This is a genomic window from Phenylobacterium sp., assembly GCF_044358365.1.
In the GTDB taxonomy this organism is placed as follows: domain Bacteria; phylum Pseudomonadota; class Alphaproteobacteria; order Caulobacterales; family Caulobacteraceae; genus Phenylobacterium.
In genome coordinates this window covers 1-26,230 of the sequence record NZ_JBIKNZ010000045.1, presented here as the reverse complement: position 1 = coordinate 26,230, position 26,230 = coordinate 1, and the positions used below count along the sequence as shown (strand labels likewise).

At 66.2% G+C, this 26,230-nt stretch carries 27 protein-coding genes, 1 other RNA gene and 1 pseudogene; 18 read left to right on the top strand and 11 right to left on the bottom strand.

Annotated elements, in window-relative coordinates:
• Both ACIQ3B_RS12555 and ACIQ3B_RS12550 read right to left on the bottom strand, forming a co-directional pair.
• A partial coding sequence (locus ACIQ3B_RS12555; protein WP_397403048.1) for an endonuclease domain-containing protein occupies positions 1-485 on the bottom strand: 485 nt, incomplete at its 3' end.
• Between the two features lie 148 nt (positions 486-633).
• Complete coding sequence (locus ACIQ3B_RS12550) at positions 634-1,287, bottom strand: COQ9 family protein (protein ID WP_397403046.1); 654 nt, start codon at positions 1,285-1,287, stop codon at positions 634-636.
• Positions 1,288-1,447: 160 nt separating this feature from the next.
• On the opposite strand from ACIQ3B_RS12550, the gene rpsU reads away from it, so the two are divergent.
• The 7 genes from rpsU (at position 1,448) to ACIQ3B_RS12515 (ending at position 6,296) form a co-directional block, all read left to right on the top strand.
• A complete protein-coding gene (gene rpsU, locus ACIQ3B_RS12545; RefSeq protein ID WP_397403052.1) occupies positions 1,448-1,684 on the top strand; it encodes a 30S ribosomal protein S21 in 237 nt (78 codons plus the stop codon).
• Between the two features lie 206 nt (positions 1,685-1,890).
• Positions 1,891-3,774: an ATP-dependent zinc metalloprotease FtsH gene (ftsH, locus tag ACIQ3B_RS12540; RefSeq protein ID WP_397403044.1), complete on the top strand. Its 1,884-nt coding sequence runs from the start codon at positions 1,891-1,893 to the stop codon at positions 3,772-3,774.
• A 196-nt stretch (positions 3,775-3,970) separates the two neighbouring features.
• Positions 3,971-4,792, top strand: a complete 822-nt coding sequence (gene folP / locus ACIQ3B_RS12535; RefSeq protein ID WP_397403042.1) for a dihydropteroate synthase — start codon at positions 3,971-3,973, stop codon at positions 4,790-4,792.
• A 52-nt stretch (positions 4,793-4,844) separates the two neighbouring features.
• Entirely contained in the window at positions 4,845-5,099 is a 255-nt protein-coding gene (locus ACIQ3B_RS12530; RefSeq protein WP_397403040.1) for a type II toxin-antitoxin system Phd/YefM family antitoxin, read from the top strand.
• The gene (locus ACIQ3B_RS12525) at positions 5,096-5,350 is read left to right on the top strand and encodes a Txe/YoeB family addiction module toxin (RefSeq protein ID WP_397403038.1); all 255 of its coding nucleotides are present in this window, start codon (positions 5,096-5,098) and stop codon (positions 5,348-5,350) included. The genes ACIQ3B_RS12530 and ACIQ3B_RS12525 overlap by 4 nt, the downstream gene beginning before the upstream one ends.
• Before the next feature lie 167 nt (positions 5,351-5,517).
• Entirely contained in the window at positions 5,518-5,889 is a 372-nt protein-coding gene (locus ACIQ3B_RS12520; protein WP_397403036.1) for a cupin domain-containing protein, read from the top strand.
• Positions 5,886-6,296 (top strand): DUF2147 domain-containing protein, encoded by a 411-nt coding sequence (locus tag ACIQ3B_RS12515; RefSeq protein WP_397403034.1) that lies wholly within the window; start codon positions 5,886-5,888, stop codon positions 6,294-6,296. The genes ACIQ3B_RS12520 and ACIQ3B_RS12515 overlap by 4 nt, the downstream gene beginning before the upstream one ends.
• Before the next feature lie 130 nt (positions 6,297-6,426).
• Here ACIQ3B_RS12515 and ACIQ3B_RS12510 read toward each other — a convergent pair whose 3' ends face one another.
• Positions 6,427-7,008: a TetR/AcrR family transcriptional regulator gene (locus ACIQ3B_RS12510; RefSeq protein ID WP_397403032.1), complete on the bottom strand. Its 582-nt coding sequence runs from the start codon at positions 7,006-7,008 to the stop codon at positions 6,427-6,429.
• Between the two features lie 97 nt (positions 7,009-7,105).
• On the opposite strand from ACIQ3B_RS12510, the gene ACIQ3B_RS12505 reads away from it, so the two are divergent.
• From ACIQ3B_RS12505 to ACIQ3B_RS12485, 5 genes are all read left to right on the top strand, one after another.
• The gene (locus tag ACIQ3B_RS12505) at positions 7,106-7,945 is read left to right on the top strand and encodes an alpha/beta fold hydrolase (RefSeq protein WP_397403030.1); all 840 of its coding nucleotides are present in this window, start codon (positions 7,106-7,108) and stop codon (positions 7,943-7,945) included.
• Positions 7,946-8,036: 91 nt separating this feature from the next.
• Positions 8,037-8,420: a DoxX family membrane protein gene (locus ACIQ3B_RS12500; RefSeq protein WP_397403028.1), complete on the top strand. Its 384-nt coding sequence runs from the start codon at positions 8,037-8,039 to the stop codon at positions 8,418-8,420.
• A gap of 105 nt (positions 8,421-8,525) precedes the next feature.
• Entirely contained in the window at positions 8,526-9,326 is an 801-nt protein-coding gene (gene thiD / locus ACIQ3B_RS12495; RefSeq protein WP_397403026.1) for a bifunctional hydroxymethylpyrimidine kinase/phosphomethylpyrimidine kinase, read from the top strand.
• Between the two features lie 53 nt (positions 9,327-9,379).
• Positions 9,380-9,892 carry a nucleotidyltransferase family protein gene (locus ACIQ3B_RS12490; RefSeq protein ID WP_397403050.1) on the top strand — a complete coding sequence of 171 codons (513 nt, stop codon included), beginning with the start codon at positions 9,380-9,382 and terminating at the stop codon, positions 9,890-9,892.
• 84 nt (positions 9,893-9,976) lie between these two features.
• Positions 9,977-10,795 carry a PhzF family phenazine biosynthesis protein gene (locus ACIQ3B_RS12485; protein ID WP_397403024.1) on the top strand — a complete coding sequence of 273 codons (819 nt, stop codon included), beginning with the start codon at positions 9,977-9,979 and terminating at the stop codon, positions 10,793-10,795.
• A 47-nt stretch (positions 10,796-10,842) separates the two neighbouring features.
• On the opposite strand, the gene ACIQ3B_RS12480 is transcribed toward ACIQ3B_RS12485, so the two are convergent.
• Together ACIQ3B_RS12480 and ACIQ3B_RS12475 are read right to left on the bottom strand one after the other, a co-directional pair.
• Entirely contained in the window at positions 10,843-11,259 is a 417-nt protein-coding gene (locus ACIQ3B_RS12480; RefSeq protein ID WP_397403022.1) for a hypothetical protein, read from the bottom strand.
• A gap of 121 nt (positions 11,260-11,380) precedes the next feature.
• Positions 11,381-13,294, bottom strand: a complete 1,914-nt coding sequence (locus tag ACIQ3B_RS12475) for an ATP-binding protein (protein WP_397403020.1) — start codon at positions 13,292-13,294, stop codon at positions 11,381-11,383.
• A 206-nt stretch (positions 13,295-13,500) separates the two neighbouring features.
• Between ACIQ3B_RS12475 and ACIQ3B_RS12470 the strand changes: the two genes are divergently transcribed.
• From ACIQ3B_RS12470 to ACIQ3B_RS12450, 5 genes and pseudogenes are all read left to right on the top strand, one after another.
• Complete coding sequence (locus tag ACIQ3B_RS12470; RefSeq protein WP_397403018.1) at positions 13,501-13,836, top strand: hypothetical protein; 336 nt, start codon at positions 13,501-13,503, stop codon at positions 13,834-13,836.
• 85 nt (positions 13,837-13,921) lie between these two features.
• Positions 13,922-14,368 carry a hypothetical protein gene (locus ACIQ3B_RS12465; protein WP_397403016.1) on the top strand — a complete coding sequence of 149 codons (447 nt, stop codon included), beginning with the start codon at positions 13,922-13,924 and terminating at the stop codon, positions 14,366-14,368.
• Between the two features lie 121 nt (positions 14,369-14,489).
• Positions 14,490-15,659 carry a phosphoserine transaminase gene (locus ACIQ3B_RS12460; RefSeq protein WP_397403015.1) on the top strand — a complete coding sequence of 390 codons (1,170 nt, stop codon included), beginning with the start codon at positions 14,490-14,492 and terminating at the stop codon, positions 15,657-15,659.
• Positions 15,660-15,733: 74 nt separating this feature from the next.
• Positions 15,734-17,308 (top strand): phosphoglycerate dehydrogenase, encoded by a 1,575-nt coding sequence (gene serA / locus ACIQ3B_RS12455; RefSeq protein ID WP_397403013.1) that lies wholly within the window; start codon positions 15,734-15,736, stop codon positions 17,306-17,308.
• A 635-nt stretch (positions 17,309-17,943) separates the two neighbouring features.
• A pseudogene (locus ACIQ3B_RS12450) lies at positions 17,944-18,048 on the top strand (PEPxxWA-CTERM sorting domain-containing protein); the annotation flags it as partial.
• Positions 18,049-18,081: 33 nt separating this feature from the next.
• Here ACIQ3B_RS12450 and ACIQ3B_RS12445 read toward each other — a convergent pair.
• From ACIQ3B_RS12445 to ssrS, 6 genes are all read right to left on the bottom strand, one after another.
• Positions 18,082-21,288 (bottom strand): error-prone DNA polymerase, encoded by a 3,207-nt coding sequence (locus ACIQ3B_RS12445; RefSeq protein WP_397403011.1) that lies wholly within the window; start codon positions 21,286-21,288, stop codon positions 18,082-18,084.
• Positions 21,289-21,369: 81 nt separating this feature from the next.
• Complete coding sequence (locus ACIQ3B_RS12440; protein ID WP_397403009.1) at positions 21,370-21,726, bottom strand: endonuclease domain-containing protein; 357 nt, start codon at positions 21,724-21,726, stop codon at positions 21,370-21,372.
• Positions 21,727-21,844: 118 nt separating this feature from the next.
• Positions 21,845-23,383 carry a DUF6504 family protein gene (locus ACIQ3B_RS12435; RefSeq protein WP_397403007.1) on the bottom strand — a complete coding sequence of 513 codons (1,539 nt, stop codon included), beginning with the start codon at positions 23,381-23,383 and terminating at the stop codon, positions 21,845-21,847.
• Positions 23,298-24,074 (bottom strand): ImuA family protein, encoded by a 777-nt coding sequence (locus tag ACIQ3B_RS12430; protein WP_397403005.1) that lies wholly within the window; start codon positions 24,072-24,074, stop codon positions 23,298-23,300. The genes ACIQ3B_RS12435 and ACIQ3B_RS12430 overlap by 86 nt, the downstream gene beginning before the upstream one ends.
• Positions 24,075-24,147: 73 nt before the next feature.
• Positions 24,148-24,705: a 5-formyltetrahydrofolate cyclo-ligase gene (locus ACIQ3B_RS12425; RefSeq protein ID WP_397403003.1), complete on the bottom strand. Its 558-nt coding sequence runs from the start codon at positions 24,703-24,705 to the stop codon at positions 24,148-24,150.
• A 25-nt stretch (positions 24,706-24,730) separates the two neighbouring features.
• A non-coding RNA gene (ssrS, locus tag ACIQ3B_RS12420) (6S RNA) lies at positions 24,731-24,891 on the bottom strand.
• A 63-nt stretch (positions 24,892-24,954) separates the two neighbouring features.
• On the opposite strand from ssrS, the gene ACIQ3B_RS12415 reads away from it, so the two are divergent.
• Positions 24,955-26,076, top strand: a complete 1,122-nt coding sequence (locus ACIQ3B_RS12415) for a serine hydrolase domain-containing protein (protein ID WP_397403001.1) — start codon at positions 24,955-24,957, stop codon at positions 26,074-26,076.
• Positions 26,077-26,230 lie beyond the last annotated feature (154 nt).

The following is a 26,230-nucleotide window of genomic DNA, read 5'->3' as shown; positions in this document are numbered from 1 at the left end:
GTCCGCAAGGGCTCAGGGGGCTTCGACCCTTCCACCGATTGCCTGCCTGGTGTTGTCGCACCGGGCAGGCGTCCCGGAAGACATCCCCAATCTGGCATACTTCCGACAGACAAGGGGGCAGGCCGCGCGCTCCGCCGTTCGTCCGCAAACCTTAAAATACCATCCGCAACTCCACCCGGATCCTGAAAAACTTCAGACGCCGGAACGCGCAGCACCGCAACACCCTGTCGCCAAAGCCACTGATCCCGCGCTTCGTCGCGCCCGAGCGCCTGATCGCCCCAATGCGAAGACCCGTCGACCTCCACAGCAAGTCTGGCTGATGGGCAGTAGAAATCGACGATGATCGACCCGATGGGATGTTGTCGGCGGAATGTCGGCTTGTCCGGACTGCGGCCTCGCAGGCGGGTCCAGAGCAGCACTTCGGGCGGGCTCATGGACTTGCGCATGGCGCGGGCGCGGGTGGCGATCAGGGTGATGTTTCGCATGGTGTGGCTCGCGGCTCGCCCCCTCCACCCCGCCCTCTTCGGGGCGCGGTCCCCCTCCCGCCACTTCGTGGGGGAGGTGAAGAACAAATTAAGAACAAGTTCTTGGCTGCGCGTCAACAGACGACCCGAACCTCAAGCCTGCGCCGGATTAGCCCCCGCCGTAGCGGGCTCGACCAAGGCGCTCGGCAAATCGGGCCAGAGCCGCGGACGGCCGGAACGTGGTCGTCGCCTTCCATTTCTCGAAGGCCATCACATTGTCGATGCGGTGGTCCACAAATTCCATCGCCGCCTTGCGCCCTGCAGAGGCCCGGATCGCCCCGGCGCCGGTGAGGATCCCGGCCAGCAAAAGGCGCTTGGTGTAGTGGTTCTCATCCGTCGCCGTATCCCCGGCCCAGCGCCACAGCACGTCGGCGCTGTCCCAGGCCAGCCTTGCAGCCAGCGTCAGGTTCTGCGGCAAGGCGAGATACCCTGACCACCGCCGGAGCGCCGGCTCGTCGACGGCGGCGGCGTCCAGGCGCGCCTCGACCGCACGACGGATACGCTCGCGGATCTTCAGATTGCTGGCGTGGACCTCACCCAGCGAAGCCAGCGCCCGGTCATCGTGGCGCCGTGACAGCAGGGCGGCCAGATCGGCTGGGCCATGCGGGATCAAGAGCCCGGTCTCACCGGCCGACAAACCGAGCGCCTTTCCGGCCAGGCCGACGGTGCGATGAGTCCAGCCATGAATCGGCGCAAGCCCCAGCGCCTCGTCCAGCAACCGTTGCTCGGTTGTCGCAGCCCAGTCGGAGTCTTGTGCGGTCATGGATTCAGTCTAGCGGAGTGCGTGGACAGGGCGAACCTCTTCTGCTATCTGCCCGCCCTCAAACTTGAAGGGTCAAACCTTCGGGCGACAACTTTTTCTACGCTCGCCGCCTTTCAGCCGGCACAAGGCGGGCGGCCAGCGTTCTACAGGAGAGATACCCCTGGTTCAGATTTTCGTCCGCGACAACAACGTCGACCAGGCCCTCAAGGCGCTGAAGAAGAAGATGCAGCGCGAAGGCTCGTTCCGCGAAATGAAGCGGCACGTGCATTATGAGAAGCCCTCGGAGAAGCGTGCGCGCCAGAAGGCCGAAGCCGTTCGCCGCGCCCGCAAGCTGGCCCGCAAGCGCGCCCAGCGCGAAGGCCTGATCGCCGCGCCGAAGAAGGTCGTCACCCGATAATATCGGTGTCAGCCTCTAAAAGCTGGCATAGATGATGCTTATTTGAAGGGCTGCGCCTCAGGGTGCAGCCCTTTTTGCATTTCTGATCCGATTCTAAACCTTGGCGGCCTGCTCTGGCCAAAATGTCCTGACGTTAAGTGGTCTATCAACCGTCTGCGCCCTATGTTTGAAGTTTGGCGCACGGCCTCATTGGGAACGGTCCTCTTATGAACCTCCGCAACTTGGTGATCTGGGGCGCAATCCTCGTGGTGATGGTGGGGCTCTACGGCATGATGGCCGGGGGCAACCGCGCCAGCAGCCAGACCGAGGTCACCTATTCCCAGCTGCTGGCCAAGGTAAACGCCGGCGAGATCAAGGCGGTTGAGATCGAGGGCCCGATGATCCTGGCCACGGATCAGGGCAATCGCGCCTTCACCTCCGTCACCCCCAACAATCAGGATGATCTGGTCCAGCGCCTGGAAAAGCAGGGCGCCGACATCAAGGTCAAGGCCGCCGGCGGCTTCACCTGGACCGGGGCGCTGCTCCAGTTCCTGCCGATCCTGCTGCTGATCGGCGTCTGGATCTTCTTCATGCGCCAGATGCAGGGCGGCGCGCGCGGCGCCATGGGCTTCGGCAAGTCCAAGGCCAAGCTGCTGACGGAAAACAAGAACCGCGTCACCTTTGACGACGTCGCCGGCGTCGAAGAGGCCAAGGAAGAGGTCGTCGAGATCGTCGACTTCCTGAAGGACCCGCAAAAGTTCCAGCGCCTGGGCGGCAAGATCCCCAAGGGCGCCCTGCTGGTCGGCCCCCCCGGCACCGGCAAGACCCTGCTGGCCCGCGCCATTGCGGGCGAGGCGGGCGTGCCCTTCTTCACCATCTCCGGCTCCGACTTCGTGGAGATGTTCGTGGGCGTCGGCGCCAGCCGCGTGCGCGACATGTTCGAACAGGGCAAGAAGAACGCCCCCTGCATCATCTTCATCGACGAGATCGACGCCGTCGGCCGCCATCGCGGCGCCGGTCTCGGTGGCGGCAATGATGAGCGCGAGCAGACGCTGAACCAGCTGCTGGTGGAGATGGACGGCTTCGAATCGAACGAAGGCATCATCCTGATCGCCGCCACAAACCGCCCCGACGTGCTCGACCCCGCCCTGCTGCGTCCGGGCCGCTTCGACCGCCAGGTCGTGGTGGGCAACCCCGACATCAATGGCCGCGAACGGATCCTGCGCGTTCACATGAAGAACGTGCCGCTGGCCGCAGACGTCGATGTCAAGGTTGTGGCGCGCGGCACCCCCGGCTTCTCGGGCGCGGATCTGGCCAACCTGGTCAACGAAGCCGCCCTGATGGGCGCGCGCAAGAACCGCCGCATGGTCACCATGCGCGACTTCGAGGACGCCAAGGACAAGGTCATGATGGGCGCTGAGCGCCGCTCCATGGTCATGACCGAGGACGAGAAGAAGCTGACCGCCTACCACGAGGGGGGCCACGCCCTGGTGGCGCTGAATGTCGCCGCCACCGATCCGGTGCACAAGGCGACCATCATCCCGCGCGGCCGTGCGCTGGGCATGGTGATGCAGCTGCCGGAACGCGACCGGTTCTCCATGAGCTATGAGCAGATGACCTCGCGTCTGGCCATACTGATGGGCGGCCGGGTGGCCGAGGAGATCATCTTCGGCAAGGACAAGATCACCTCCGGCGCCTCGTCGGACCTCGATCAGGCGACCAAGCTTGCCAAGGCCATGGTCACCAAGTGGGGCTATTCCGAAAAACTCGGCATGGTGTCCTACGGCGACAATCAGGACGAGGTCTTCCTGGGGCATTCCGTCGCCCGCACCCAGAACGTGTCAGAAGAAACCGCCAAGGTGATCGACGAGGAAGTCCGCCGGCTCACCCAGGCCGGCTGGGATGAGGCCAACACCATCCTCACCACCAAGCTCGACCAGCTGCACCTGCTGGCCAACAGCCTGCTGGAGTACGAGACCCTGAGCGGCGACGAGATCGTCAATGCCCTGAAAGGTGTCCCGCCCAAACGCGACGAATCCGAGACCAAGCGGGCAACCGGCCCGACGGTCGCCGTCCCGATCTCGCCACGTCCCAGCGCTGAGCCGGCATAACGCCCTGCCTCCCCCGCATAGCGGCGGGAGACAGGAATTCGGTAGAAGCCGAGAAGGGTGATGACCCGGTTGAGTGGCTCGGCTGAGCCCTGAACCTATCCTAAAAGGGTCAAGTCGCTACTTAGGCTGGCAGTGGCGTTGCGCTCTCCGGACTTCGCCAAATCAACGGCCGCAACAATAACGGGGTTGAGGTCCAATGCGTTCCCGACTGTCAACCGAACGTCCACGCGTCATGGGGGTCGTCAACGTGACGGTCGACAGCTTTTCCGACGGCGGGCGATATCTCGGGTTCGATGCGGCGCTCGCCCATGCCCGGCGCCTGATCGCCGACGGCGCCGACATCCTCGACCTTGGCGCGGAATCCACACGTCCGGGGGCCACGCCGGTGGTGGCCGGGGTGGAAATCGACCGGCTGGTCCCGCTGATCGCCGCGCTCCGGGCCGAAGGCGCCACGCTCATTTCCATCGACACCATGAAGCCCGAGGTCGCTCGCGCCGCGATCGCGGCCGGCGCCACGATGTGGAACGACGTCACCGCACTTCGCCACGCGCCTGAAAGCGCCGCCGTGGCCGCCGAGCTCGGCTGCGACATCGTGCTCATGCACATGCAGGGTGAACCCGGAACCATGCAGGCCGAGCCGTACTATGAAGATGTGGTCGCCGAAGTCGTTGCTTTCCTGGAGGAGCGCGTGGAACTGGCGATCTGGGCCGGCGTCGCCCGTGAGCGGATCTGGCTCGATCCCGGCATCGGCTTCGGCAAACACCCGACCCGCCACAATCTACCCCTGCTGGCCGGACTGGACCGGATCGTGGCCCTGGGCTTCCCCGTGCTGCTGGGCGCCAGCCGCAAGCGGTTCATCGGGATGCTGGATGGCGACGCGGCGGCGGATGGGCGGCTGGGTGGGTCCATCGCGGCGGCGATAGCGGGCGCGGCGGCCGGTGTGGCGGCGGTGCGGGTCCATGACGTCCGCGAGACGGTGCAGGCGTTGAAGGTATGGGACGCCATACGTTCGGGTTGAACACCCTCGCAACCACCTTGCATATACGTACGCAAATGCGTACTTTCGGGAAATGCGCACGACCTCTTACAGCGAACTTCGCAAGAACCTCGCGGCGACGATCGACCGTGTGAACGCCGACCACGAGCCGGTGGTGATCACGCGGGACAACGGCAAGCCCCCGGCGGTGCTGATGTCACTCGAGGATTTCGCCTCTTATGAGGAGACCCGCTATCTGCTCCGCAGCCCGGCAAACGCCGAACGGCTTCTGAGCTCCATCGCCGCTCTGGATGGCGGCCAGGGCCGGGAGCATGACCTCTCTGAATGAAACTGATATTCAGTGAGCAAGCCTGGGATGACTACCTCTACTGGCAGGCCAATGACCCCAGGCTGCTCGCGCGCATCAACGCCCTGATCAGGGAATGCAGCCGCACCCCGTTTACAGGCATAGGCAAGCCGGAACCGCTCCGCGGCGCGCTGTCCGGCTGGTGGTCCCGCCGCATCACCCAGGAACACAGGCTGGTCTACCGGCCCAGCGAACAAGGCCTGTTGCTGGCCCAGTTCAGGCATCACTATTGAGGCGCAGGCACAGGGCGGTTCCGAGGCGGCGAGCGGTCGCGCACCCTCCGCCCCAGTAGGGCAGCGATTGCAGGGCGATCTCCGTCCAGTTGCTCTGCCAATCCACGCATGTCGACCGCTCCATCCGGCTATTGATCAATCGGAGTGAGTGATATATCTATCACAAAATGATGCAAGATGATGATCGGACAGTTGGTCGGCTTGTGGCGGCGCAGGATGCGCGGTGGACGGCGTTGGAGCCAGGCGTCGAGTATGTGTTGCTGAAAGCCGATGCGACGGGCTTCACGACGCTGACGCGCTTCGCCGCAGGCGCGACAGGCGGGTGGCACACGCACCCGGGGGGCGAAGAACTCTTCGTTGTCTCGGGCGAGGCCAAGATGGGCGGGCATGTGCTGCGCGCCGGCGACTATGTCGAGACGCCGCCCGACGGACGACACCGCGTGGAGGCGCTGGCCGAGACCCTGCTGTTCGTGCGCCTGCCGCAGCTCCCGATCTACGACGTGGTCGCTGCAAAAGTCCAAATCGGAGACGAGACATGAGCCTTCAAGCTGCAGTGCTCTTCGCAATGCTCGCCGCAGCCGTCGCCCCGACATCGGTCGAAGGCCGTTGGCGGACGCCTGATTATGACGGCGAGGTCCGTTTGCAGCGATGCGGCGGCGATCTTTGCGGTCGGCTCGTCACCTCGACGCTGATCGCGGCCAACCCGGACCTCAGGGACTTGAAGAACGCCGACCCAAGTCTGCGAGGCCGCCCGTTGAAGGGTCTCGAGTTCGTCACCGGACTGCAAGGCGGTCCGGGCGTCTGGACGGACGGCACAGTCTACAATCCGGACGATGGGCGCACCTATTCGGCCGAATTGCGGTTGATCGACGCCGACCACGTGCAGCTCAGAGGCTGCGTCGTCTTCCCGCTCTGCAAAACCGAGATCTGGAATCGTATCCCTTGATCAAGCGGCTGATTCCTGGAGCGGATTGAGGAAAAGGGGGAACCGGTTTTCCGCCCGCAACCCGCGCCAGGCCTATGAAAATGCCCACGTTTTTTGAGATTGGATCGACCCAATCCGATCTCGCCGTGATCTAGGCGCCGCGCAGCCGGTCTATGGCCCCGGCGACCACGGCGGTCCAGTCTGCCGGATCGATCCCAAGATCGTCCGTTTCCGCCTCAGCGGCGGCGTCGCACAGGCGTTCGACGGTCAAGAGCGCACCAACCCGGGCGGCCCAGGTTGAAGGCGCAAGCTTTTGTGAAAGAGCGTCGAGCTGGGCCCGCCGGCTTGCCGCGCGGGCCGCGCGCACCCGATCATCTTCAACGGCCAATTGCCTCAGTGAACGCCGGAAGAACGCCCACTCCCGATGACCGGCGATCAGCGTGGTGGCGACAGCCCGGGCCTGCCCCGTGCTGCCCGGCTCGGCGCGCATGGCGCTGGCGATTTTCCTCCGCTCGTCTTCCTGCCACTGTTCGTAGACGCGGATGAAGATCTCCGTCTTGTCGGCGTAGTGGCGGTAGAAGGTCTGCGGGGCAAAGCCGGCGGCGCGGGCGATGCGGTTCGTGTCGGTCCCGCTGAAGCCCTGCGTGTTGAACTCGACAGCCGCAGCCGCCAGCAGCAACGCCCTGGTGTCGGCTTTGGGCGCGAGGGGGCGCTTGCGTTCAGGAATTTTCATGTGATATACATATCACTTCGCCGGGCTCTGGACCCGGCTTTTTATGAGATGCCGTGTGATAGGGCAATCACCCAGGATACCGGAGAGACTCGCCGCTTTGAGCGCTGCAGACAGCGCCGGCATTCTGACGCTGCCGTCCGGCGCGCGGCTGGCCGTGAAGCGGTGGGGCAAGGGGGCGCCCGTGCTATGCCTGCACGCGGTCGGCCATGGGAGCGGCGACTTCGCCGACCTGGCTGGTCGACTTGGCGGGGCGTTTGAGCTGATCGCGATCGACTGGCCCGGCATGGGCTGTTCGCCGTCTGACGGTCTTCCGGTGCGCGCCGACCGTTTCGGCGGTCTCATTCTGGAGGTCGTCGAGGCGTTGCGGCTCGAGCGCCCCTTCATGATCGGCAACTCGATCGGCGGAGCCGCGGCGATCATCGCAGCGGCTGCGGCGCCGGGACGGTTTGCGGGACTGGTGCTGTGCAACCCGGGCGGCCTCGCGCCCCTCGATGGCCCGGCGCGCTTCGTGATCGGTCGCATGGCCGCTTTCTTTCGAGCCGGCGCGCGGGGTGCGGCCTGGTTTCCGACGGCCTTTGCAGCCTACTACCGTTTCCTGGTGCTCTCGCGGGGGCCGGCGCGGGCACGCCGCCAACGTGTCGTCGCTGCCGGGCGCGAACTCGCCCCGATGCTGGCCGATGCCTGGGCGGGCTTCAGCGAGCCGACCGGCGACCTGAGGCCCATCGCGCCAAAGCTGACCCTGCCGGTGTGGCTCGCCTGGACTGAAGGCGACCATCTCGTCTCGTGGGGTCGCGCCAGGGCGACAGTCGCCGGCATGCCCCTTCACCGGGTGACCCTGTTCCGCGGCGGGCACAGCGCTTTCCTTGAAGATCCTGAAGCGTTCGCCGCCAGCTTCCGCACCTTCGCCGCCGATGTGCAAACCGGGAGATTCCAATGAACCACTTCGAAAAAATCCTCGCCGCTTACGAAACGATCCACCGATCGCCCTTGAATCGCACCACGCACGCCGTGGTCATGGAGCATCTGCGATGATCAATTTTCGCAACCTGGCCGGCCCCGCCGGTATCGCCCTTGTCGGTCGGACGCTCATGGCGCTCCTCTTCGTCCTTGCGGGCATCGCAAAGGTTACCGACCCCACGCCCGTTCTGGATCAGATGCGGGAGTTCTCCGTGCCCACCGCGCTTTTCTTGCCGGTCGTGGCCCTGGAGATTGGTGGGGGCATAGCGCTCCTCCTGGGCTTGCGCGTCCGGGAAGTCGCCGGTGCGCTTGGCGTTTTCTGTATTCTGGCCGCATTGATTTTCCACCATGATCTGGCCGACAAGGTCGAACGCTCCACCTTCTTCAAGGATCTCGCGATCGCTGGCGGTCTGCTTGCGCTTGCGGCCCGGGCTGCGCTTGCGAGACCCGGCTGAATCTCCTGAACCGGTATCGCCGACAATGCTGCGGCCACTGCGGCATCGTGCAGTCAGCGTCGGGGTTGGCTTCCGCTGTTCGGCCGGGCGCGCTATCTCAAGGCCATGTTCCTGAATGGCCGTGTCCTGATCATCGCCGGCTCCGATAGCGGGGGCGGGGCCGGCGTGCAGGCGGACATCAAGACGGTGACGGCGCTTGGCGGCTATGCGGCCACGGCGATCACGGCGGTGACCGTGCAGAATACCCTGGGCGTCACAGGCGTGCACCCGATCCCGCTGGACATCATCGAGGCCCAGGCCCGCGCCGTGCTGGACGACATCGGGGCTGACGCCATCAAGACCGGTATGCTGGGTGATGCGGCCACGGTGGACCTGGTGGCGCGGCTGCTTGAAGCCTACCCGATCCCGGCGGTCATCGACCCGGTGATGATCGCCAAGGGCGGCGCCTCGCTGCTCGCCTCTGAAGCGGTGGCCATGGTGCGCGAGCGGCTGGTCCCGCTGGCGGCGCTGCTGACCCCCAATGCGCCGGAGGCCGAGGCGCTGACCGGCCTGACCGTCTCCACCACCGACGATCTCCGCCGCGCGGGCGACGCCCTGCTGAAACTGGGCGCCAAGGCCGTGCTGATGAAAGGTGGGCATGTGCCAGGTGATCGTGTCGTCGATGTGCTGATGACGCCGGAAGGTGAGACAGCCTTCGAAGGTGAACGGATCGCCAGCCGCCATACTCATGGGACGGGCTGTACGCTTGCATCGGCCTGCGCCACCGGAATCGCGCAGGGCCTTCCCTTGGCCGAGACCGTCGCCCGCGCCTGGGACTATGTGCATGAGGCGATGCTGCGCGCACCGGGCCTGGGCGCAGGCCACGGTCCGCTGGACCACGGTTGGCCGCTTCGGGGACGGGCGTGAGCCTCGACCTGCACCACCGTCTTGAAGCCATCGTGCGACGCGCCACCCCGTTGATGGAGGTGCTGCACCGGCTGCGCGACATCGACCTGCCCGACTGGCAGGTGTTTTCAGGCGCCGTCTATCAGCGGGTCTTCAACGACCTGACCGGTCGCGATCTGAACCACGGCATCAAGGACTACGACGTCGCCTACTTCGACCCCGACACCAGCTACGAGGCCGAGGACGCGGTGATCAGGCGGGTGGCGGCGGCCTTCGAACCGCCGCTGCGCGAATTGGTCGAGGTGCGCAATCAGGCGCGCGTGCACCTGTGGTTCGAGGGCAAGTTCGGCGAACCCTATTCACCACTCACCTCCAGCTCCGAGGCCCTGACAAGGTTCGTCAGTCCGCTGCACGCTGTCGCCGTGCGAATGGAAACCGATGACAGCCTGACCGTCATCGCGCCTTTCGGCCTCGAAGACCTGTTTGCGCTGCGCCTGCGCCGCAACCCGAACCGGGCCAGCTCCAACTTCGAGCGCGTAGCTCAAGGCGCCAGGAAGCGTTGGCCGGAACTCGAGATCCTGGAATAGCGCCGGTCCGCCGCATCTGAACTGGCCCTTGCCGGGGATGTCGCCCGGACGCAGATGTGGGACGTTATTCCAGGGAGGCCAACTATGCGCCAATGGACCGTCGACGCCTTCGCCAGCCAGCCGTTCAAGGGCAATGGCGCCTGCGTGGTGGAGCCTCTCGACGCCTGGCCGGAGGCAGGCTGGATGCAGGCGCTGGCCGCCGAAAACAACCAGGCCGAAACGGCTTTCCTGCTGAAGACAACCGATCCGGCGCGGTTCGCGCTGCGCTGGTTCACCCCGCTGCTTGAGGTGCCGCTATGTGGTCACGCCACCCTTGCCGCCGGGCATGTGCTGCTGCGTGAGCTGGGCACAGACACCGACCTGTTGACCTTTGACACCCGGTCTGGCCCCCTCACCCTGCACAGATCGGTCACCGGCTACGAGATGGACTTTCCCGCACAGCCGCCGGTGCAGATCGACCCGCCGGAGGGCCTCGTCGACGCCCTGGGCGCCCATCCCGTCGAGGTCTGGATGTCGTCCTATCTCGTAGCCCTGTTCGACAGTGAAGATGCGGTGCGCGCCCTGTCGCCAGACCTTGCGGCTCTGAACGCCGTCGCCAGCGGGGCGACCGGCGGGCGTGGCAACGTCGGCGTGGCGGCGCTGGCGGACCCGGGATCTGACGTCGACGTCGTCGATCGCTTCTTTGCCCCCGGGTCCGGCATCCCGGAGGATCCTGCGACCGGATCCCTGCATTGCATCCTGTCGCCATTGTTCGCGCAGAAACTGGGCCGGTCCACGGTGCGGTTCCTGCAGGCCTACCCAGGCCGCGGCGGCGATATCGAATGCGAGCACCGTGGCGACCGGGTCCTGTTACGGGGCCAGGCCGTGACCGTGGTCGAAAGCCGCCTGCGGCTCACGGTATGAAACGGGGGCGCCCCCGACCGGATTGACCAGGGGCGCCGGAAGCTCAGCTATCGGTAGTAGCCATAGCCATATTCACGATCGCGTCGGGCTTGGCGGGTGCGGTCCTCGAGACGATCAAACCGGCGGTCCAGGTCGGCTCGCTCCCAGGGCGACAGGCCGTTCGAGCGGTATCTCGCCTCAAGCCAAGCAATGCGGTTGAAGTCCTCGCGCAGGTCACGGGCCTCCCGGCGGGTGAGGCTGCCGTCGCGCAGGCCTCGGTCAATCCGCCGGTCAAGCCGCTCCTGACGCTGGTTGATATTGTAGCCTTCGCGATCATAGCCCGAGCGGCCTCGATCATGAAACTCCAGTCGCCTGCCTTCAAAGCCGTATCCGTGCGGTTGGGCGGCGGCGGGCAGGGCGCCTGCAGAGACAGCGGTCGCCGCGGCCAGGGTGGCGATTAGCATCCGGGTTGAAACACGTGCCATGTCGGTTCCTCCGAGGCGGACCGGCGGGGGCGCCGGCCTTCAACGAACTCAGGAGACCACAATGCAGCTGACCCTAACCTGAGCGTGCTGTTGGCTGAGGTTCAGGCGGATGAACGGGGCGTCAGACGGAGGCGGCTGCCGCCTGGGTCGAAGGCGCCACACCGGTGGCGGCAGCGGTCAGCACGGTGGAAATCGCGTCATAGAGCCGTGCGATCTCGATCGGCTTGACCACGTGGGCGTCCATGCCAACGGCCATGTACTCGGCGACCCGGTGGGTCAGCGCATTGGCCGTCACCGCGATGATCGGTGTGCGCTTGCGGCCGGAGGCGGCCTCCCCGGCCCGGATGGCGGCGGTGGCGGCGATACCATCCATCACCGGCATCTGGATATCCATCAGGACGAGGTCGTATGTACCGCCACGCCACGCAGCGACGGCTTCCTTTCCGTCCGGAACGATGTCCACCTCAATCCCCAGCGAGCCAAGCACGGCGCGCAGAACCTGCTGATTGGTCGGGTTGTCCTCGGCGGCCAGGATGCGCAGGTTGCCGTCTTCGTTTGCGCCCAGCCCATCTTCGCCGTGAAGCGCCTCAAGTCGGCAGCGCGGCAAGGGCAGGTCGACGGTGAAGGTGGAGCCTTCGCCTTCGCGACTTTCCACCTGAATGGTCCCGCCCATCATGTGGATCAGTTCGCGACAGATCGCGAGACCAAGGCCGGTGCCGCCGAAACGGCGGGTGGCCGAATTGTCGGCCTGGGTGAACTTCTCGAACAGGGTCGCAAGCTTCTCGGCCGGGATGCCGACGCCTGAGTCTCGGACGACAATCCGAAGCCCGTCAGTGTCGCCGACGTCGACCAGCGCCGCAACGCTGCCCTTCGGCGTGAACTTGACCGCGTTCGACAACAGGTTACCGACCACCTGGCGCAGGCGATCAGCGTCGCCGCGCCGCCAGCCTTTCGCAGCATCGGCGATCTCGAGGCTGAATGCCAGACCCTTGGCTGTCGCCATGACCCCGAAGGTGTCGCGGGCCTGGGTGAAGACGTTCTCGACCTCGAACTCCTCTTCGAACAGGGTGAGTTTGCCAGCCTCGATCTTCGAGAGATCCAGAACGTCGTTCAACACGGCCAGCAAAAGGCCGCCCGAGCACCGGATCACGTCAAGGCGGCCGCGCTGAACGTCGGCGAGGTCGCCCATGGACATGACTTCCGCCATGGCCAGCACGCCGTTCAGCGGCGTGCGGATTTCGTGGCTCATATTGGCCAGGAACTGGGTCTTGAGCACATTGGCAGCATTGGCTGCGTCGCGCGCCGCTTCCAGATCACGCATGGCGGCCTTCAAATCGTCCTCACGGACGGACAGTTTGGCCAAGAGGTCATTGAAGCTTTCGGTGAGGCTCTGGAACAGTTCGTCCCGCGCCTTTACCTCGACCGGCGTGAAGCTGCCGCCGGCGGCCACCTCACGCATGGCCTGGGACAGAACCTCCACCGGCTTGATCACCCGGTGCGCCAGACTGCGCGCCAGGAACAGCGCCACGCCTACGCCGCCGAACAGCAGAACGAAGGTCAGGGCGATGAACTGCGGCAGCATGGGTGTCAGCGAGGGCTGCTCAACGGTGAGCCGCAACTGCCCGACTGTCTCACCATCAAGAAGCATCGGCCGGGTTATGACTTCCGTATCGCCTCCTGTGGGCGAAGGACGCCGGAACTCAGCAAGCGCCCTGCCGGAACGGTCCACCACCTGGGCGGAGACCACGTCCCGGCTGGCCTGGACCGAAGCCAGAGACGAAGCGAGGCGAATTCGCTGTGCCGGCGCCATCAAGGGTGAGGCCGTTTGAGCGGCGATCTCGGCGAGGCTCTCGTGGAAGTGGTGCGACTGGGTCCGCGCCACAGCCCATTGCTGCAACATGAAGGTCAGGCAGGCCGCAATCAGCACGACAACGGTTGTCACCAGGCCGACCCCGGCCACCCGCGCGTGGAATGTCACGGTGGGTGCTGGACGGTCCGGGGCGCCGTAAGGGTAAATGGCGTCCGTGGCTTTCATGCCCTTCGGGATAGCCGGATTGTCCTAACGCTTCGCTTCCGGGCCGACCCCTGGGCTCCCTTCAGGCCTGGAAACTGTGCCATTTTGGGCACAACACAACTGCTGGCGGTGGAATTTTATGGTTAACAACCCATGAACAGATTGCGTGCACCTTAACCTTCGCTTTACCTTGACGGGTGTCCGGTAACATTAAGGGGTTAATCCATATGGAAAAGGCATTCGTAGCCCAGCGCGTGGCCAAGAAGCTTTTCACGACCGAAGCCGCCGTCGACGGCGCGATGGTTGAAGCTGCCGAGCTGATGAGCGAAATGCTCAAGGCGCGCCAGGATGTGAACGTATCGCTCGTGTTCGCGGACGACGTTCAGGTAAAGATGATGCAGGCCATCAAGGCGCTCAGCGAAGCGCGCTCCGCGATGGTTGGTGTCCACAGCGAGCTACACGAAGCGCAACTCCGCCTCGGCATTCGTACGAAGATGGTCTACCAGATGAAGCCTTCGGAAGCGTCTGCGGTCTCGACCACCACCATGCGCGAAGTTGGCTAACTGACATGTCGGGTCGGTTTCTCGCCTGACGTTGCGATAGATTAACTGGTTAGGCCCCTCTGAATCGGATTAGGGGGGTCTAATCATGTCTCCGCTCTACATCTTCATTGCCCTTATGGTCTTCAGCCTCGTTGGTGTGCTGTTCGCCTTCTGGAAGGGTGCGGCCGCAGAGCGAACCGCGGCCTTGGTTGTCATGGCCAATATGGCGATCAGCATTGCTGTGAACTGGGCGTCGCGCGATCTGGCGGCCACCGTCGTCTTCGCCAGCGACGGATTATCCGCCCTCATACTTCTGGTCGTCACCGTCCGCTATGGCGCGCCCTGGATGGGCGGCGTGATGCTATTCTATGCCGCTCAGTTCTCGCTGCATTCGTTCTATCTGGTGACCGCGCGCCCGAACACCGACTACCTTCACGCCCTGATAAACAACATCAATTCCGCTGGCATATCCTGGTGCCTGATCATCGGCGTCGCCGTTACGGCGCGGCGTCGCTGGCGGCTTGCCCAAAGGGTTCGACCGCCGCCCACCTAGCGAACACCAGACCTGCTTTCAAAACTTCTGCTTGCGTTCCGCGTCAAACGCAGGCCTTTGGCGCGCGGGCCACGCCCCCCCAACGGGGCGCTGCTCATCTGTAAGGATGGGAGACATCGCCATGAATACCCTGCCGAAGCCGGCCATGCGCCCGGCTCGTCCCGAATTTTCCTCCGGCCCCTGCGCCAAGCGCCCCGGATGGACCCCCGAGAATCTCCAGAACGCTGTGCTGGGCCGCTCGCACCGCTCAAAGCCGGGCAAGGCGCGCCTGAAGGAAGCCATCGACCGCACCCGTGAGGTGCTGCAGGTTCCAGACGACTACCTTGTGGGCATCGTCGCAGGCTCCGATACCGGCGCCGTCGAGATGGCCATGTGGTCGATGCTCGGCCCCCGGCCAGTCCAGCTTCTGGCTTTCGAGAGCTTTGGCAAGGACTGGGTCACCGACGTTGTGAAACAACTCAAACTGCCTGCCGAGGCGCTGGAAGCGCCCTATGGCAAGCTGCCGGACCTGACGAGGGTAAACCCCGACGCCGACCTGGTGTTCACCTGGAACGGCACCACCTCCGGTGTTCGCGTGCCCAACGGTGACTTCATTTCCGCCGATCGTTCCGGGATCACCATCTGCGACGCCACCAGCGCCGCCTTCGCTCAGGCTCTGGACTGGGCAAAGCTCGATGTGGTGACCTTATCCTGGCAGAAGGCGCTGGGCGGTGAAGGCGCGCATGGCGTACTGATCCTGGGCCCGCGCGCGGTCGCTCGTCTGGAAAGCTACAGCCCGCCCTGGCCGATGCCGAAGCTGTTCCGCATTACCAAGGGCGGCAAGGTGAACCTCGAGATCTTCGAGGGCGCCACCATCAACACGCCATCCATGCTGTGCGTCGAGGACTGCCTCGACGCCCTGGGCTGGGCGTCGCGGATCGGTGGACTGGCAGAGATGCAGCGCCGCGCCGACGCCAACCTGGCCGTGCTCGAGGCCTGGGTGACCAAAACCCCCTGGGTCGCGTTCCTGGCCGAGGAAGCCGCCAACCGCTCCAACACCTCCGTCTGCCTGAAGGTGGTTGACGCCCGCGTCGCCGGCCTGCCCGAAGACGCCCAGGCCGATTTCGCAAAGAAGTTGGCGAATCTGCTGGAGAAGGAGGGGGTGGCTCTCGATGTCGGCGGCTACCGCGATGCGCCTCCCGGTCTCAGAATCTGGTGCGGCGCCACGGTGGAAACCTCAGACCTCGACGCCTTGACCCCCTGGCTCGACTGGGCGTTCGCCTCCGTCGCCGATGGCCTCGCTACGGCCTGAAGCCGCGACTCCGGAATCCCAGCTCCGCTGCCCCCGGGCCATGCCGGGAGCACGCCTCAAATGTGAGAGAAATCATGCCCCGCGTCCTCATCGCTGACAGCCTCAGCCCCGCTGCCGTCGACATCTTCCGCCTGCGAGGTGTCGACGTCGACATCAAGACCGGCCTGTCGAAAGACGAACTGATCGCCGTGATCGGCGACTACGACGGCCTGGTCGTCCGCTCTGACACCAAGCCCAACAAGGACGTCATCGCTGCAGCAAAGAACCTCAAGGTCATCGGCCGCGCCGGCATCGGCGTCGACAACATCGACATTCCTGCCGCCACAGCCGCCGGCGTGGTTGTGATGAACACCCCCTTCGGCAACTCGATCACCACGGCCGAGCACGCCATCGCCATGATGTTCGCCCTGGCTCGCCAGATGCCCGCCGCAGACGCCTCCACCCAGGCGGGCAAGTGGGAGAAGAGCCGCTTCATGGGCGTGGAACTCTACGCCAAGACCCTGGGACTGATCGGGGCCGGCAATATCGGCGGGATTGTCGCCGATCGCGCGCTGGGCCTGAAGATGAAAGTCGTGGCCTACGATCCCTTCCTGTCGCCGGAACGCGCCGTGGAGATGGGCGTGGAGAAGGTGGAACTGGACGACCTCCTCGCCCGCGCCGACTTCATCACCCTTCACACGCCGCTCACCGACAAGACCCGCAACATCCTGTCGGCGGAAAACCTGGCCAAGGCCAGGAAGGGCGTGATGATCATCAACTGCGCCCGCGGCGGCCTGGTTGATGAGGCTGCGCTCCGCGCCGGATTAGAGAGCGGCCACATTGGCGGCGCCGGTTTCGACGTCTTCGTTCAGGAACCAGCCAAGGAAAACGTGCTGTTCGGCGCGCCCAATTTCGTCGCAACCCCACACCTGGGCGCCTCCACCAACGAAGCTCAGGAGAACGTCGCCTTGCAGGTCGCCGAACAGGTCAGCGACTATCTGCTGAACGGCGCCGTCACCAATGCGCTCAACAGCCCCTCGGTCACCGCTGAGGAAGCCCCGCGCCTGAAGCCCTTCATCGCCCTGGCCGAGAAGCTGGGCGCCTTGGCCGGCCAGATGGTCGACTTCGGCGTCAAGGCCGTGGACATCGCCTTCGAGGGCGAGGTTTCCAAGCTCAACACCAAGCCGCTCAGCGCCGCCGCCCTGGCCGGCGTGCTTCGGCCCATGCTCGCGGAGATCAACATGGTCTCGGCGCCGGCAGTGGCGAAGGAACGCGGCGTCACCTTCTCGGAAAGCCGCCAGGAGGACTCGCCAATCTATGAGAGCCTGATGCGGATCACGATCACCACCGAGAAGGGCAAGCGCTCCTTCGCCGGCGCCGTTCAGGCCGGCGCGCCGCGCGTCGTCGAGGTCAAGGGCATGGACCTGGACGCCCCGTTCTCGCCGCGCATGCTCTATGTGAACAATTTGGACAAGCCGGGCTTCATCGGCGCCCTCGGCGGCCTGCTGGGCGAGGCCGGCGTCAACATCGCCACCTTCAACCTGGGCCGCATCGACGCGGGCGACGACGCAATCGCCATGGTGGGTATAGACCAGGCGCCGGACGCCAAGCTGCTGGCCAAGATCCAGGCCCTGCCGCACGTGAAGGAGGCTCGGGCGCTGGCGTTCTAGTCGCCGCTGGTATGGTGTTTGCAAGGGCTTCCCGTATCGGGCGCATCCGCGCTGATTTTGGGACACATTTCAACGCCATGACCAAGTTGCACTTGATGCTCGCCGCCGCAGCCGCCCTCGTCGCAGCTACGCCCGCCGGCGCCGCAGAAATGTTGACCAACGGCGATTTCGAGGCCGGAAACACCGGCTTCTACTCCAGCTACGGCAACAGCCCGGGCAACTACTGGCCCGAGGGCGTCTATGGCGTGGCCACCAACCCGCAGAGCGGTCACGGGCTGTTCAGTTCGTTCGGTGACCATACGTCGGGCAAGGGCCTGATGATGGTGGTCAACGGCGCCAGCGCCGAGAATGCGGTGGTCTGGGGCCAGTCCGGCCTGAACGTGGCTCAGAACACGAACTACGTGTTCTCTTTCTGGCTCGGATCGGCTTACCCGGTGTCGCCGGCGATTCTGACGGCGCGCATCAATGGTGTCTGGCAGACGTCGGAGGCTCCGGCCACTGTCGGCATGCCGGGCTGGACCCAGTTTTCCTATGTCTGGAACTCGGAGGCCAACACCACCGCCACGGTCGAACTGGTCGACCGCAACCTGCAAGCCTTCGGCAACGACTTCGTGCTGGACGACATGAGCTTCAGCGGCGGGGCGGTTCCCGAGCCGGCTACCTGGGCGATGATGATCATAGGCTTCGGCGCGGTCGGCGCTCTGATCCGCCGGCGGCGCATGGCGCCCGCCGCGATCTGATTCGGCGACCTTGATCGGCGCACGTTCCTTCGATCAGTGGAAATCCCGGCTGCGGACCATGCGGTCCGTCGGCTTCGGGCGGTCAGGCGCGACACCGTTCTCCTGCCGCAGCTCCCTCAGGCGCTCTGACAGGTCGGTGAAGCGCTCGGCCACCACATGGACCACGCCGTCCACGCTCTGGACCTGGCCGTGTACAACCAGGAAGGATGAGGTCATCACCAGCCGGCGGTGGGTGTCGAAGGCGTCTTTCCAGATGACGATGTTGGCGATACCGGTCTCGTCCTCAAGTGTCATGAACACCACACCCTTGGCCGTGCCGGGCCGCTGGCGCACCAGCACCAGGCCGCCCACCGACAGGCGTTTGCGGTCGCGGGCGGTCTTCAGCGCGGCGCAGGGAACCACGCCCATCCGCGCCAGATCGTCGCGGAAAAAGCCGGCCGGGTGCCCCTTCAGCGACAGCCGGGTGGTGCGGTAGTCCTCGGCCACATGCTGCGGCACGCTCATGAACGGCAGTTCGACCTGGGTTTCCTTCAGGCTCTGGCGCAGCAGCAGCGGCGCATCGCGTTCGGCGCCCCACTCGCCGGAAAGCCCCTTCACGGCCCACAGCGCCTCGCGACGGGGAAAGCCCAGGCTGCGGAAGGCGTCGGCCTCGGCCAGCAGCTCCAGCGCCCGCCGCGACAGGCGACCCTGACGGGCGAACGCCTCGATCGAACATGCTCCGGCCTGCCGCGCCGCGATCAGCTGATCGGCATCCTGATCACGGAGGCCCTTGATCTGTCGAAAGCCAATACGTACCGGTCTGTATTGTTCTCTTGGATCGTCCTTTTCCTCCAGCGTGCAGTCCCATTCGCTGAACAACACATCAGGCGGTCGCACTTCAACGCCGTGCTGCTGGGCGTCGCGGACCAGCTGGGCCGGCTGATAGAATCCCATGGGCTGGCTGTTCAGCAGGGCCGCACAGAAGGCGTCAGGATGGTGGCGCTTCACCCAAGCCGAGGCATAGACGAGCAGCGCGAAGCTGATCGCGTGGCTCTCGGGGAAGCCATACGAGCCGAACCCCTCGATCTGTTTGAAGCAGCGCTCGGCGAATTCCGGATCGTAGCCGCGGTTCACCATCCCCTCGACGAACAGTTCGCCATGCCGGCCGATAGTGCCCATATTGCGGAAAGTGGCCATGGAACGCCGCAGCTGGTCGGCGTCGTCATCCGAGAACCGTGCCGCGACAATGGCCACCCGCATCGCCTGCTCCTGGAACAGCGGCACGCCCAGGGTCTTTTTCAGGATGTCCTTCAACTCGTCCTGCGGGTGCTCGGGCCCCGGGCGCGGATAGTCGACCTCGTCCGGATTGGCGCGGCGCTTGAGGTAGGGGTGCACCATGTTGCCCTGAATGGGACCGGGACGCACGATCGCCACCTCGATCACCAGATCATAGAATTTCCGGGGCTTCAGCCTGGGCAGCATCGACATCTGCGCCCGGCTTTCCACCTGGAACACGCCGACCGAATCCGCCTCGCAGAGCATGTCGTAAACCGCCGGATCCTCCTGAGGCAGGTGGGCGATGTCACTGATCCGCGAGCCGTCGGGCCGCAGGGGCAGGAAATCGAAGCTCTTCTTCAGCGCCGTCAGCATGCCCAGCGCCAGCACATCGACCTTCATCAGGCCCAGGGCGTCGATGTCATCCTTGTCCCACTCGATGAAGGTGCGGTCCTTCATCGCGGCGTTACCGATCGGTACAGTCTCATCCAGTCGCCGCTTGGTCAGGACATAGCCGCCCACATGCTGCGACAGATGTCGCGGAAAACCCAGCAGTTCGCCGGCAAGCACCGTGGCCCGGCGGATTTCCGGCGATTGCGGGTCGAGGCCCGCCTGACGGATATGTTCGTCCGGCACGCCGTCGCCGTAGCTGCCCCAGACCGTGTTCGCCATGGCCGCCGTTATGTCGTCGGTCAGACCCAGCGCCTTGCCTACCTGACGGATCGCCATGCGTGGTCGGTAGTGGATCACGGTCGCCACGATGGCGGCCCGGTCGCGGCCATAGCGGCGGTATATGTACTGCATCACCTCCTCGCGCCGCTCATGCTCGAAATCCACGTCGATGTCCGGCGGCTCGCCGCGGTTGGCCGAAATGAAGCGGGAGAACAGCAGGTCCTGGTCCTCCTTGGTCGGGTCGACCGCGGTGATCCCCAGACAGAAACAGACGCAGGAATTGGCGGCCGATCCCCGGCCCTGGCAGAGGATGCCCTGCTCCCGGGCCCACCGGACGATATCATGCACGGTCAGGAAATAGCTCGGATAGTTCAGCTGTTCGATCAGCTCGAGTTCATGGGCGACCAGCCTGGTCACCTTGTCGGGCACGCCGCGCGGATAGCGCCAGCGGGCGCCCGCCCAGCTGAGATCATGCAGGTGCTGGATGGCTGTCTTGCCCGGCGGCACAGGTTCATCCGGATACTCATAGGACAGTTCGCCCAGGTCGAAGCCGATCCGCCCGGCGATCTCGACGCTGCGCTCGACGGCGCCGGGGAACCGGGCGAACAGGCGCGCCATCTCGGCGGCGGTCTTCAGGTAGCGTTCGGCATTGGCCTGAAGCCTGAGCCCTGCGTCATGGATCGTGCAGCTTTCCCGGATGCAGGTCAGCACGTCCTGCAGGGGGCGGCGTTCGGGGCTGTGATAGAGGACATCATTGGTGGCCACCATCGGCGCGCGAGCCGCCTCGGCCAGGGTCGCCAGCTGCGATAGCCGCTGCAGGTCCCGCGACCCATAGCGCCGGGCCGCCGCCAGCCAGGCGTCGGGCAATTCCCGGGCGATACGGGTCAGGTCGCGGCCAAAGGCGTCGTCCAGCCGGTCGGGCGGAACCACCAGCACCAGCTGGCCCTCGGCATGGTCGCGGAAATCGTCCCAGCGCAGCTCGCACGCCGCCTTCCTCGCCCGCCGCTGGCCGAGGGTAAGCAGGCGGGTTAGGCGGCCATAGGCCTCGCGGTCGGAGGGGTAGACCAGCAGGCTGGGCGTGCCGTCCTCAAAGTCCAGCCGACAGCCGGTCAGCGCGCGAACCTGTGCGCCGCTCTCCCTGAGGTCGCGCGCCTGAGCCCAGGCGCGGACCACCCCGGCCAGGGTGTTGCGATCACAGATCCCCACAGCCTCCAGCCCCAGAGCCCCGGCCCCGGTCACCAGTTCGCCCGGATGCGACGCGCCCCGCAGGAACGAAAAATTGCTGGCCGTCTGCAGCTCGGCGTAGCGGGTCATCGTGAGGGGTGACCCTGAAAGCGCCCTTCTCCCCCTGCGGGAGAAGGTGGCCTTGCGCAGCAAGGTCGGATGAGGGGTCGCTCAGAGATGGCCGTGGGGCGGTGGCCGCCCAAGGGCGTCGAGGATCCGATTGAGGACTCGCGGATCGTCGCCGGTGATCTCGCCGTTGGCAAACCGCAGAACCTTGAATCCCTGGCTTGCCAGCCAGGCGTCGCGTTCGGCGTCGCGGACCGGATCGTGGAAGGGACCATCAGCCTCCACGACCAGCCGATGGCGAAGGCAGAGGAAGTCAACGACATAGGGTCCGATCGGGGCCTGTCGGCGGAACTTGAAACCGTCCAGTCGTCTCCCGCGCAATAGCTTCCACAGGAACCTTTCGGTGGAGGTCTCGGCGTGACGCAGCGCGCGGGCCTGGCGGGTTGTTGCAATGCGAGCCATGGCTTCAGAGCGCACGAGCTTTGACACTTGTGCGACCCCTCATCCGACCCCGCTTCACGGGGCCACCTTCTCCCGCAAGGGGAGAAGGGAGGGGCGGTGAAGATGTCATAGCTGCTCCTCATCCAAACAGTCCGTGCAGCCACCACTTCGGGGGCGCGTCCGATCCGCCATAGAGCCCGGCCCGAAACAGCCAGAAGCGCGCGCCCTCGGCGTCTTCCACCCGGTAATAGTCGCGTACGTGGCTGACGGAAATTTCGTCGATCCCACGCTTCCACCACTCCTCGCCCACGCGCTCGGGACCTTCAGCGCGGCGCACGCGGTGCAGCCGGCCGCGCCAGCGGAACTGCAGCGGCGGATCATCGGGGAGCAGGGCGGTGACGTCCTCCACCGGCTCGGGCCGGCGGAACAGGCGCACAGGCCTGGGCGTCTCCCGGTCCCAGGCCGCGGCCCCGGACGGCGGCGCTCCCAGCACCGGCGCCCGGCCGACGGAGAGCTCGGGCACATGGCTTTCCACCGGGGCGGCCCGCCACACCCGTTCCGGCCCAAGGCGGTTGACGAGGCGGTCGATCAGCGGCGCCAGACCGTCTTCCACGGTCACCGCCAGGTCCGCATCAATCCGTCCCTGCCGGCTGGACGTGACCTCGACGTCGTAGGCGGCCAGGGTCACGCACTCGATGCCGAAGCCGGGATCCACGGTCTCCAGCCGGGGCTGGAACAGCCGTGCGATCCGCCGCGCGTCGCGCCCGGCCAGCGACAGGCCGATGGTGATCGGAAACGCCTTGCCGTCCACCCGGTGAAAGGCGATCTCGAACCGCCGCGCGCCGTGGCTTTCGGCCTCCAGGCGCGTGCAGAGTTTGGTGGTGACGTCCTCTGTCACCCGGGCCATGTCTTCTGGCGTACTGATCGGCTCGACCAGAGCCAGGCGCGCCAGCCAGGGGGTGGGCGGGCGGCGGAACCGCAGGGCCTCGGCGCTGCGGCCCAGGGCCTGATCCAGCCGTTCCAGGGTCTCGGCCCCGAACCGCCGGGCCAGGGGTGCGCGGGGCAGGGCGATGATCTGCTCCAGCCGGCGCAGGCCCAGGCGTCCGATCTGGGCGGCGGCCTCCGGGTCGAGGCGCAGCGCCGCCGGCGGCAGGGGTTTCAGCAGCCCGGCCTGTTCGCCGGGCGGGGCGATGATCCCATCTGCGCCAAAGTGGGCCAGGGCCCACGCTGCGCCAGGCGTATCGGCGATCGCCAGCCGAAACGGCAGGCTATTGGCCCGCAGGCGGTCGCGGAAGTCGGCCATCAGCCCGGCCTCATCGCCCCACAGGTGGGCAACGCCTGTGATGTCCAGAAACAGGCCGCCCGGCGCGTCGGCAGCCACAGCCGGCGAGAACCGCACGCACCAGTCGATCAGGGCGGTCAGGGCTTCGGCGTCAGCCTCGGGGTCAGCCTCGTCGGTGGTCAGATCCGGGACCAGGGCCGTGGCGTCGGTCGCCTTCTGGCCGGCATGGAGGCCAAGCTTCGCCGCCGCGCGGTTGACGGCGGCTAGCCGGCGGACCGCCCGCGTCGTCTCCAGCAGGGCGAAGGGGGCGTCAGGCGGCGCGAGCTTGAGCCGATTGCGCCGGCGCCAGTTCGCGATCGCCCAATTCGGCGACCAGGCGCAGAGGATGCGCGACATCGCTGGCCTCCCATGAATAGGCCTGATCGGCCTCGAGGATCCAGGCGCCGGTCCGCCCGCCGCGGCAGCGCTGGAGTTCAACGTGATAGCGGGGCGCGCCCAGGCCGAAATCTCCGGCGGCAGGCTCGGAGAGGGCGGGCCTGACACACCAGCGGGTGGTGGCGACCGAGCCGGCGACCGCCTTAAGTCCTGCTCCGCCGAAGGGACGACGGCGGATGACGAAGCCGGTCCCGCCGCGCTTCTCGCAGGCCAGTTGCAGCCGGCGGCCAGCGGTAAGGTCTACGTCCTCCACCTCGCCGAACACCGCGGAGACGCCGACGGTGGTGAGCGCATCTTCCATCACCATCAGGGTTTCGGCCTCGTCGCGGGCGCATACATGGATCAGGCGCTCAGGCGGAAAGCCCAAGCCCGCCAGCCCCGGCGCCCACAGATCGTCGCGCCGCAACACCCAGACCGCCTCGCCCCGGCGGGCCAGCGGCCGGGCCATCAGGGCGGCGAAGGCGGCCGGCGCGGCAGATGTTTCCGCTTCCAGACCCACACCCACGATCTCATGCCAGCGCCCCAGCGGCAGGCCGCCGCCGGGCAGCCGCTCGTCCAGTGATGCATCCCCGAACGGCAGCACGCCGGCCTGCGCCCGCGTTCCGCTTTCAAGCGCAGCGATCTTCGCCCGGATGGCGCGAAAATCGGACATGGAATTGGGACTCCTTTTGTTCCATTTTTGTTCTAGACCTGGAAAAGCGGGAGTCAAGGCCTCCGGAGGCGGCCTATGCCGCCGCGATCAGGCGGAAACCGGCCTCGGTCAGAATGGCGTCGAGGCGCTGGTCATGCGGCTCAAGCGGCAGATCCCCAACCTCCTGGCCCGCGTAGGCGACGCCAACCACCCATACCGGACCGCGCGCGCGCAGCGCCGCGATGGTGCGATCATAGAACCCACCGCCCTGCCCCAATCGTCCGCCGCGCCCGTCGAAGGCCAGGACAGGCACGAACAGAACATCCGGCCATACAGTTTCGGCCCGCGACGTCGGCGCGAGGATGCCCAGAGCGTCCGGCTCGAGCGCGTCGCCGGAGCTGTAGAGCCGGAACGCCAGGGGCGCATCGCGTCCCACAACCACCGGCAAGGCCGCGCGGGCCCCGGCGATCCGGATCGCGCCCGGATCCAGCTCGGAGCCGATCGGATGATAGAGGCCATAGGTCGCCACCGGCGTCCCCGGCCAGTCTGCGGGCAGGTTGGCGGCGGCGCGCAGGGCCGCGTCAGGCGCTTCGACGGCCAGCCGGCGGCGGCGCGCGCGCATCTCGGTTCGAAGGGTGGATTTCGAGATCACGCCCTCCTATAGCGGAAGACGGGTGGCGGCGCCGCGAGAGCCGTGAAGGACTGTTTCATTCCCTCGACCTGTTAGTGACAGGTGGGCGCCGTGTGCCCGGGACCAGGATCCCGGCCAGGGACAGCTCCCTAGAGGTGAATTAAGGTCGCTGGAATATGTCGCCTTCGACGAGGGCCGCAGCAGACCCGCCAAAGCCAACGTAAGGCGGCGGACGATACATAACAAGCCGCGAGGCTATGGGAGTGAGAGATGAAGCCCCAAACCATCCAGACCCTGCTCGACAAGGCTGTTTCCGATGGCGCCGCGCCTGGCCTGACGGCGGCGGTCCTGCGGCCGGACGGCGTCCACCAGTTCGCCGCCGGCGTCCGCGGTGCGGCCGATCCCCGGCCGATGACAGCCGACTCGGTATTCTGGATCGCCTCCTGCACCAAGGCGATCACCGCGCTGGCGGCAGGGCAGCTGGTGGCGCGCGGTCTCCTCACGCTCGACGCGCCGATCGGCGACCGGGTTCCGGGCCTGGCGTCCCCGAAGGTGCTGGACGGCTTTGATCCGGACGGAAAGCCGCGCGTCAGGGCCGCCAGCCGCCCGATCACGCTTCGCGACCTTCTCACCCACACCTCGGGTCTGGCCTACGACTTCTGCAGCGACGACCTCACCCGCTATTTCGCCGCCACAGGCGAAAACCTGATGTCGGACCCACCCACCCTGGTGTTCGATCCCGGCGCCGGCTGGCAGTATGGCATCGGCATCGACGCCGCCGGCTGGGCGATCGAGGCGGTGACCGGCCAGGGCCTGGACGCCTATTTCGCCGAACACATCCTGGGCCCGCTCGGCATGGGCGACACCTCGTTTACACCCGACGCGGCCCGGTCCGCTCGACGCGCCGGCATGCACGTCCGGGGCCCGGACGGCGCCCACATCCCCGTAGACCCGTTCCCCAACGCCCCGCAGATGTGGGGCGGCGGGGGGCTGACCTCGACCGCGCCCGACTATCTGAAGTTCCTGGCCGCGATGATCACCGACGGCGCAGGCGTCGCCGGACCGGACACCCTGGCCCTGCTGCGCGACATCCAGGCCCGCCAGCCCGCCGCTGGCGACCTGATCTCGTCCAACCCCGGCTTCAGCCACGACTTCCTGCCCATGCCCGGGATCGCAAAGCACTGGACGCTGGGCTTCCTGCGCAACGCCGCCGACGTGCCCGGCGGTCGTCGGGCAGGCAGTCTGGCCTGGGGCGGCATCGCCAACTGCTACTACTGGGCCGATCCGGCCAGCGGCGTCGCCGGCGTCATGTTCGCCCAGTTCCTGCCCTTCGCTGATCCCCGGATGATGGCGACGTTCGAAGCGTTCGAGCAAGCCGTCTATGCCGACTGACCATCCGGGTCTTTCAACCGGGGCGTCAAACGCCTAAGTCCACGATCCGCAACAAGGACAAGCCGACCGCGTGAGCGTCGCCACAGATACCGGAGCCAGCCTGGCCCGCCAGGCCAACGAACTCGCCCGCGACCTGGCGGTGGCGAGTCCGCGT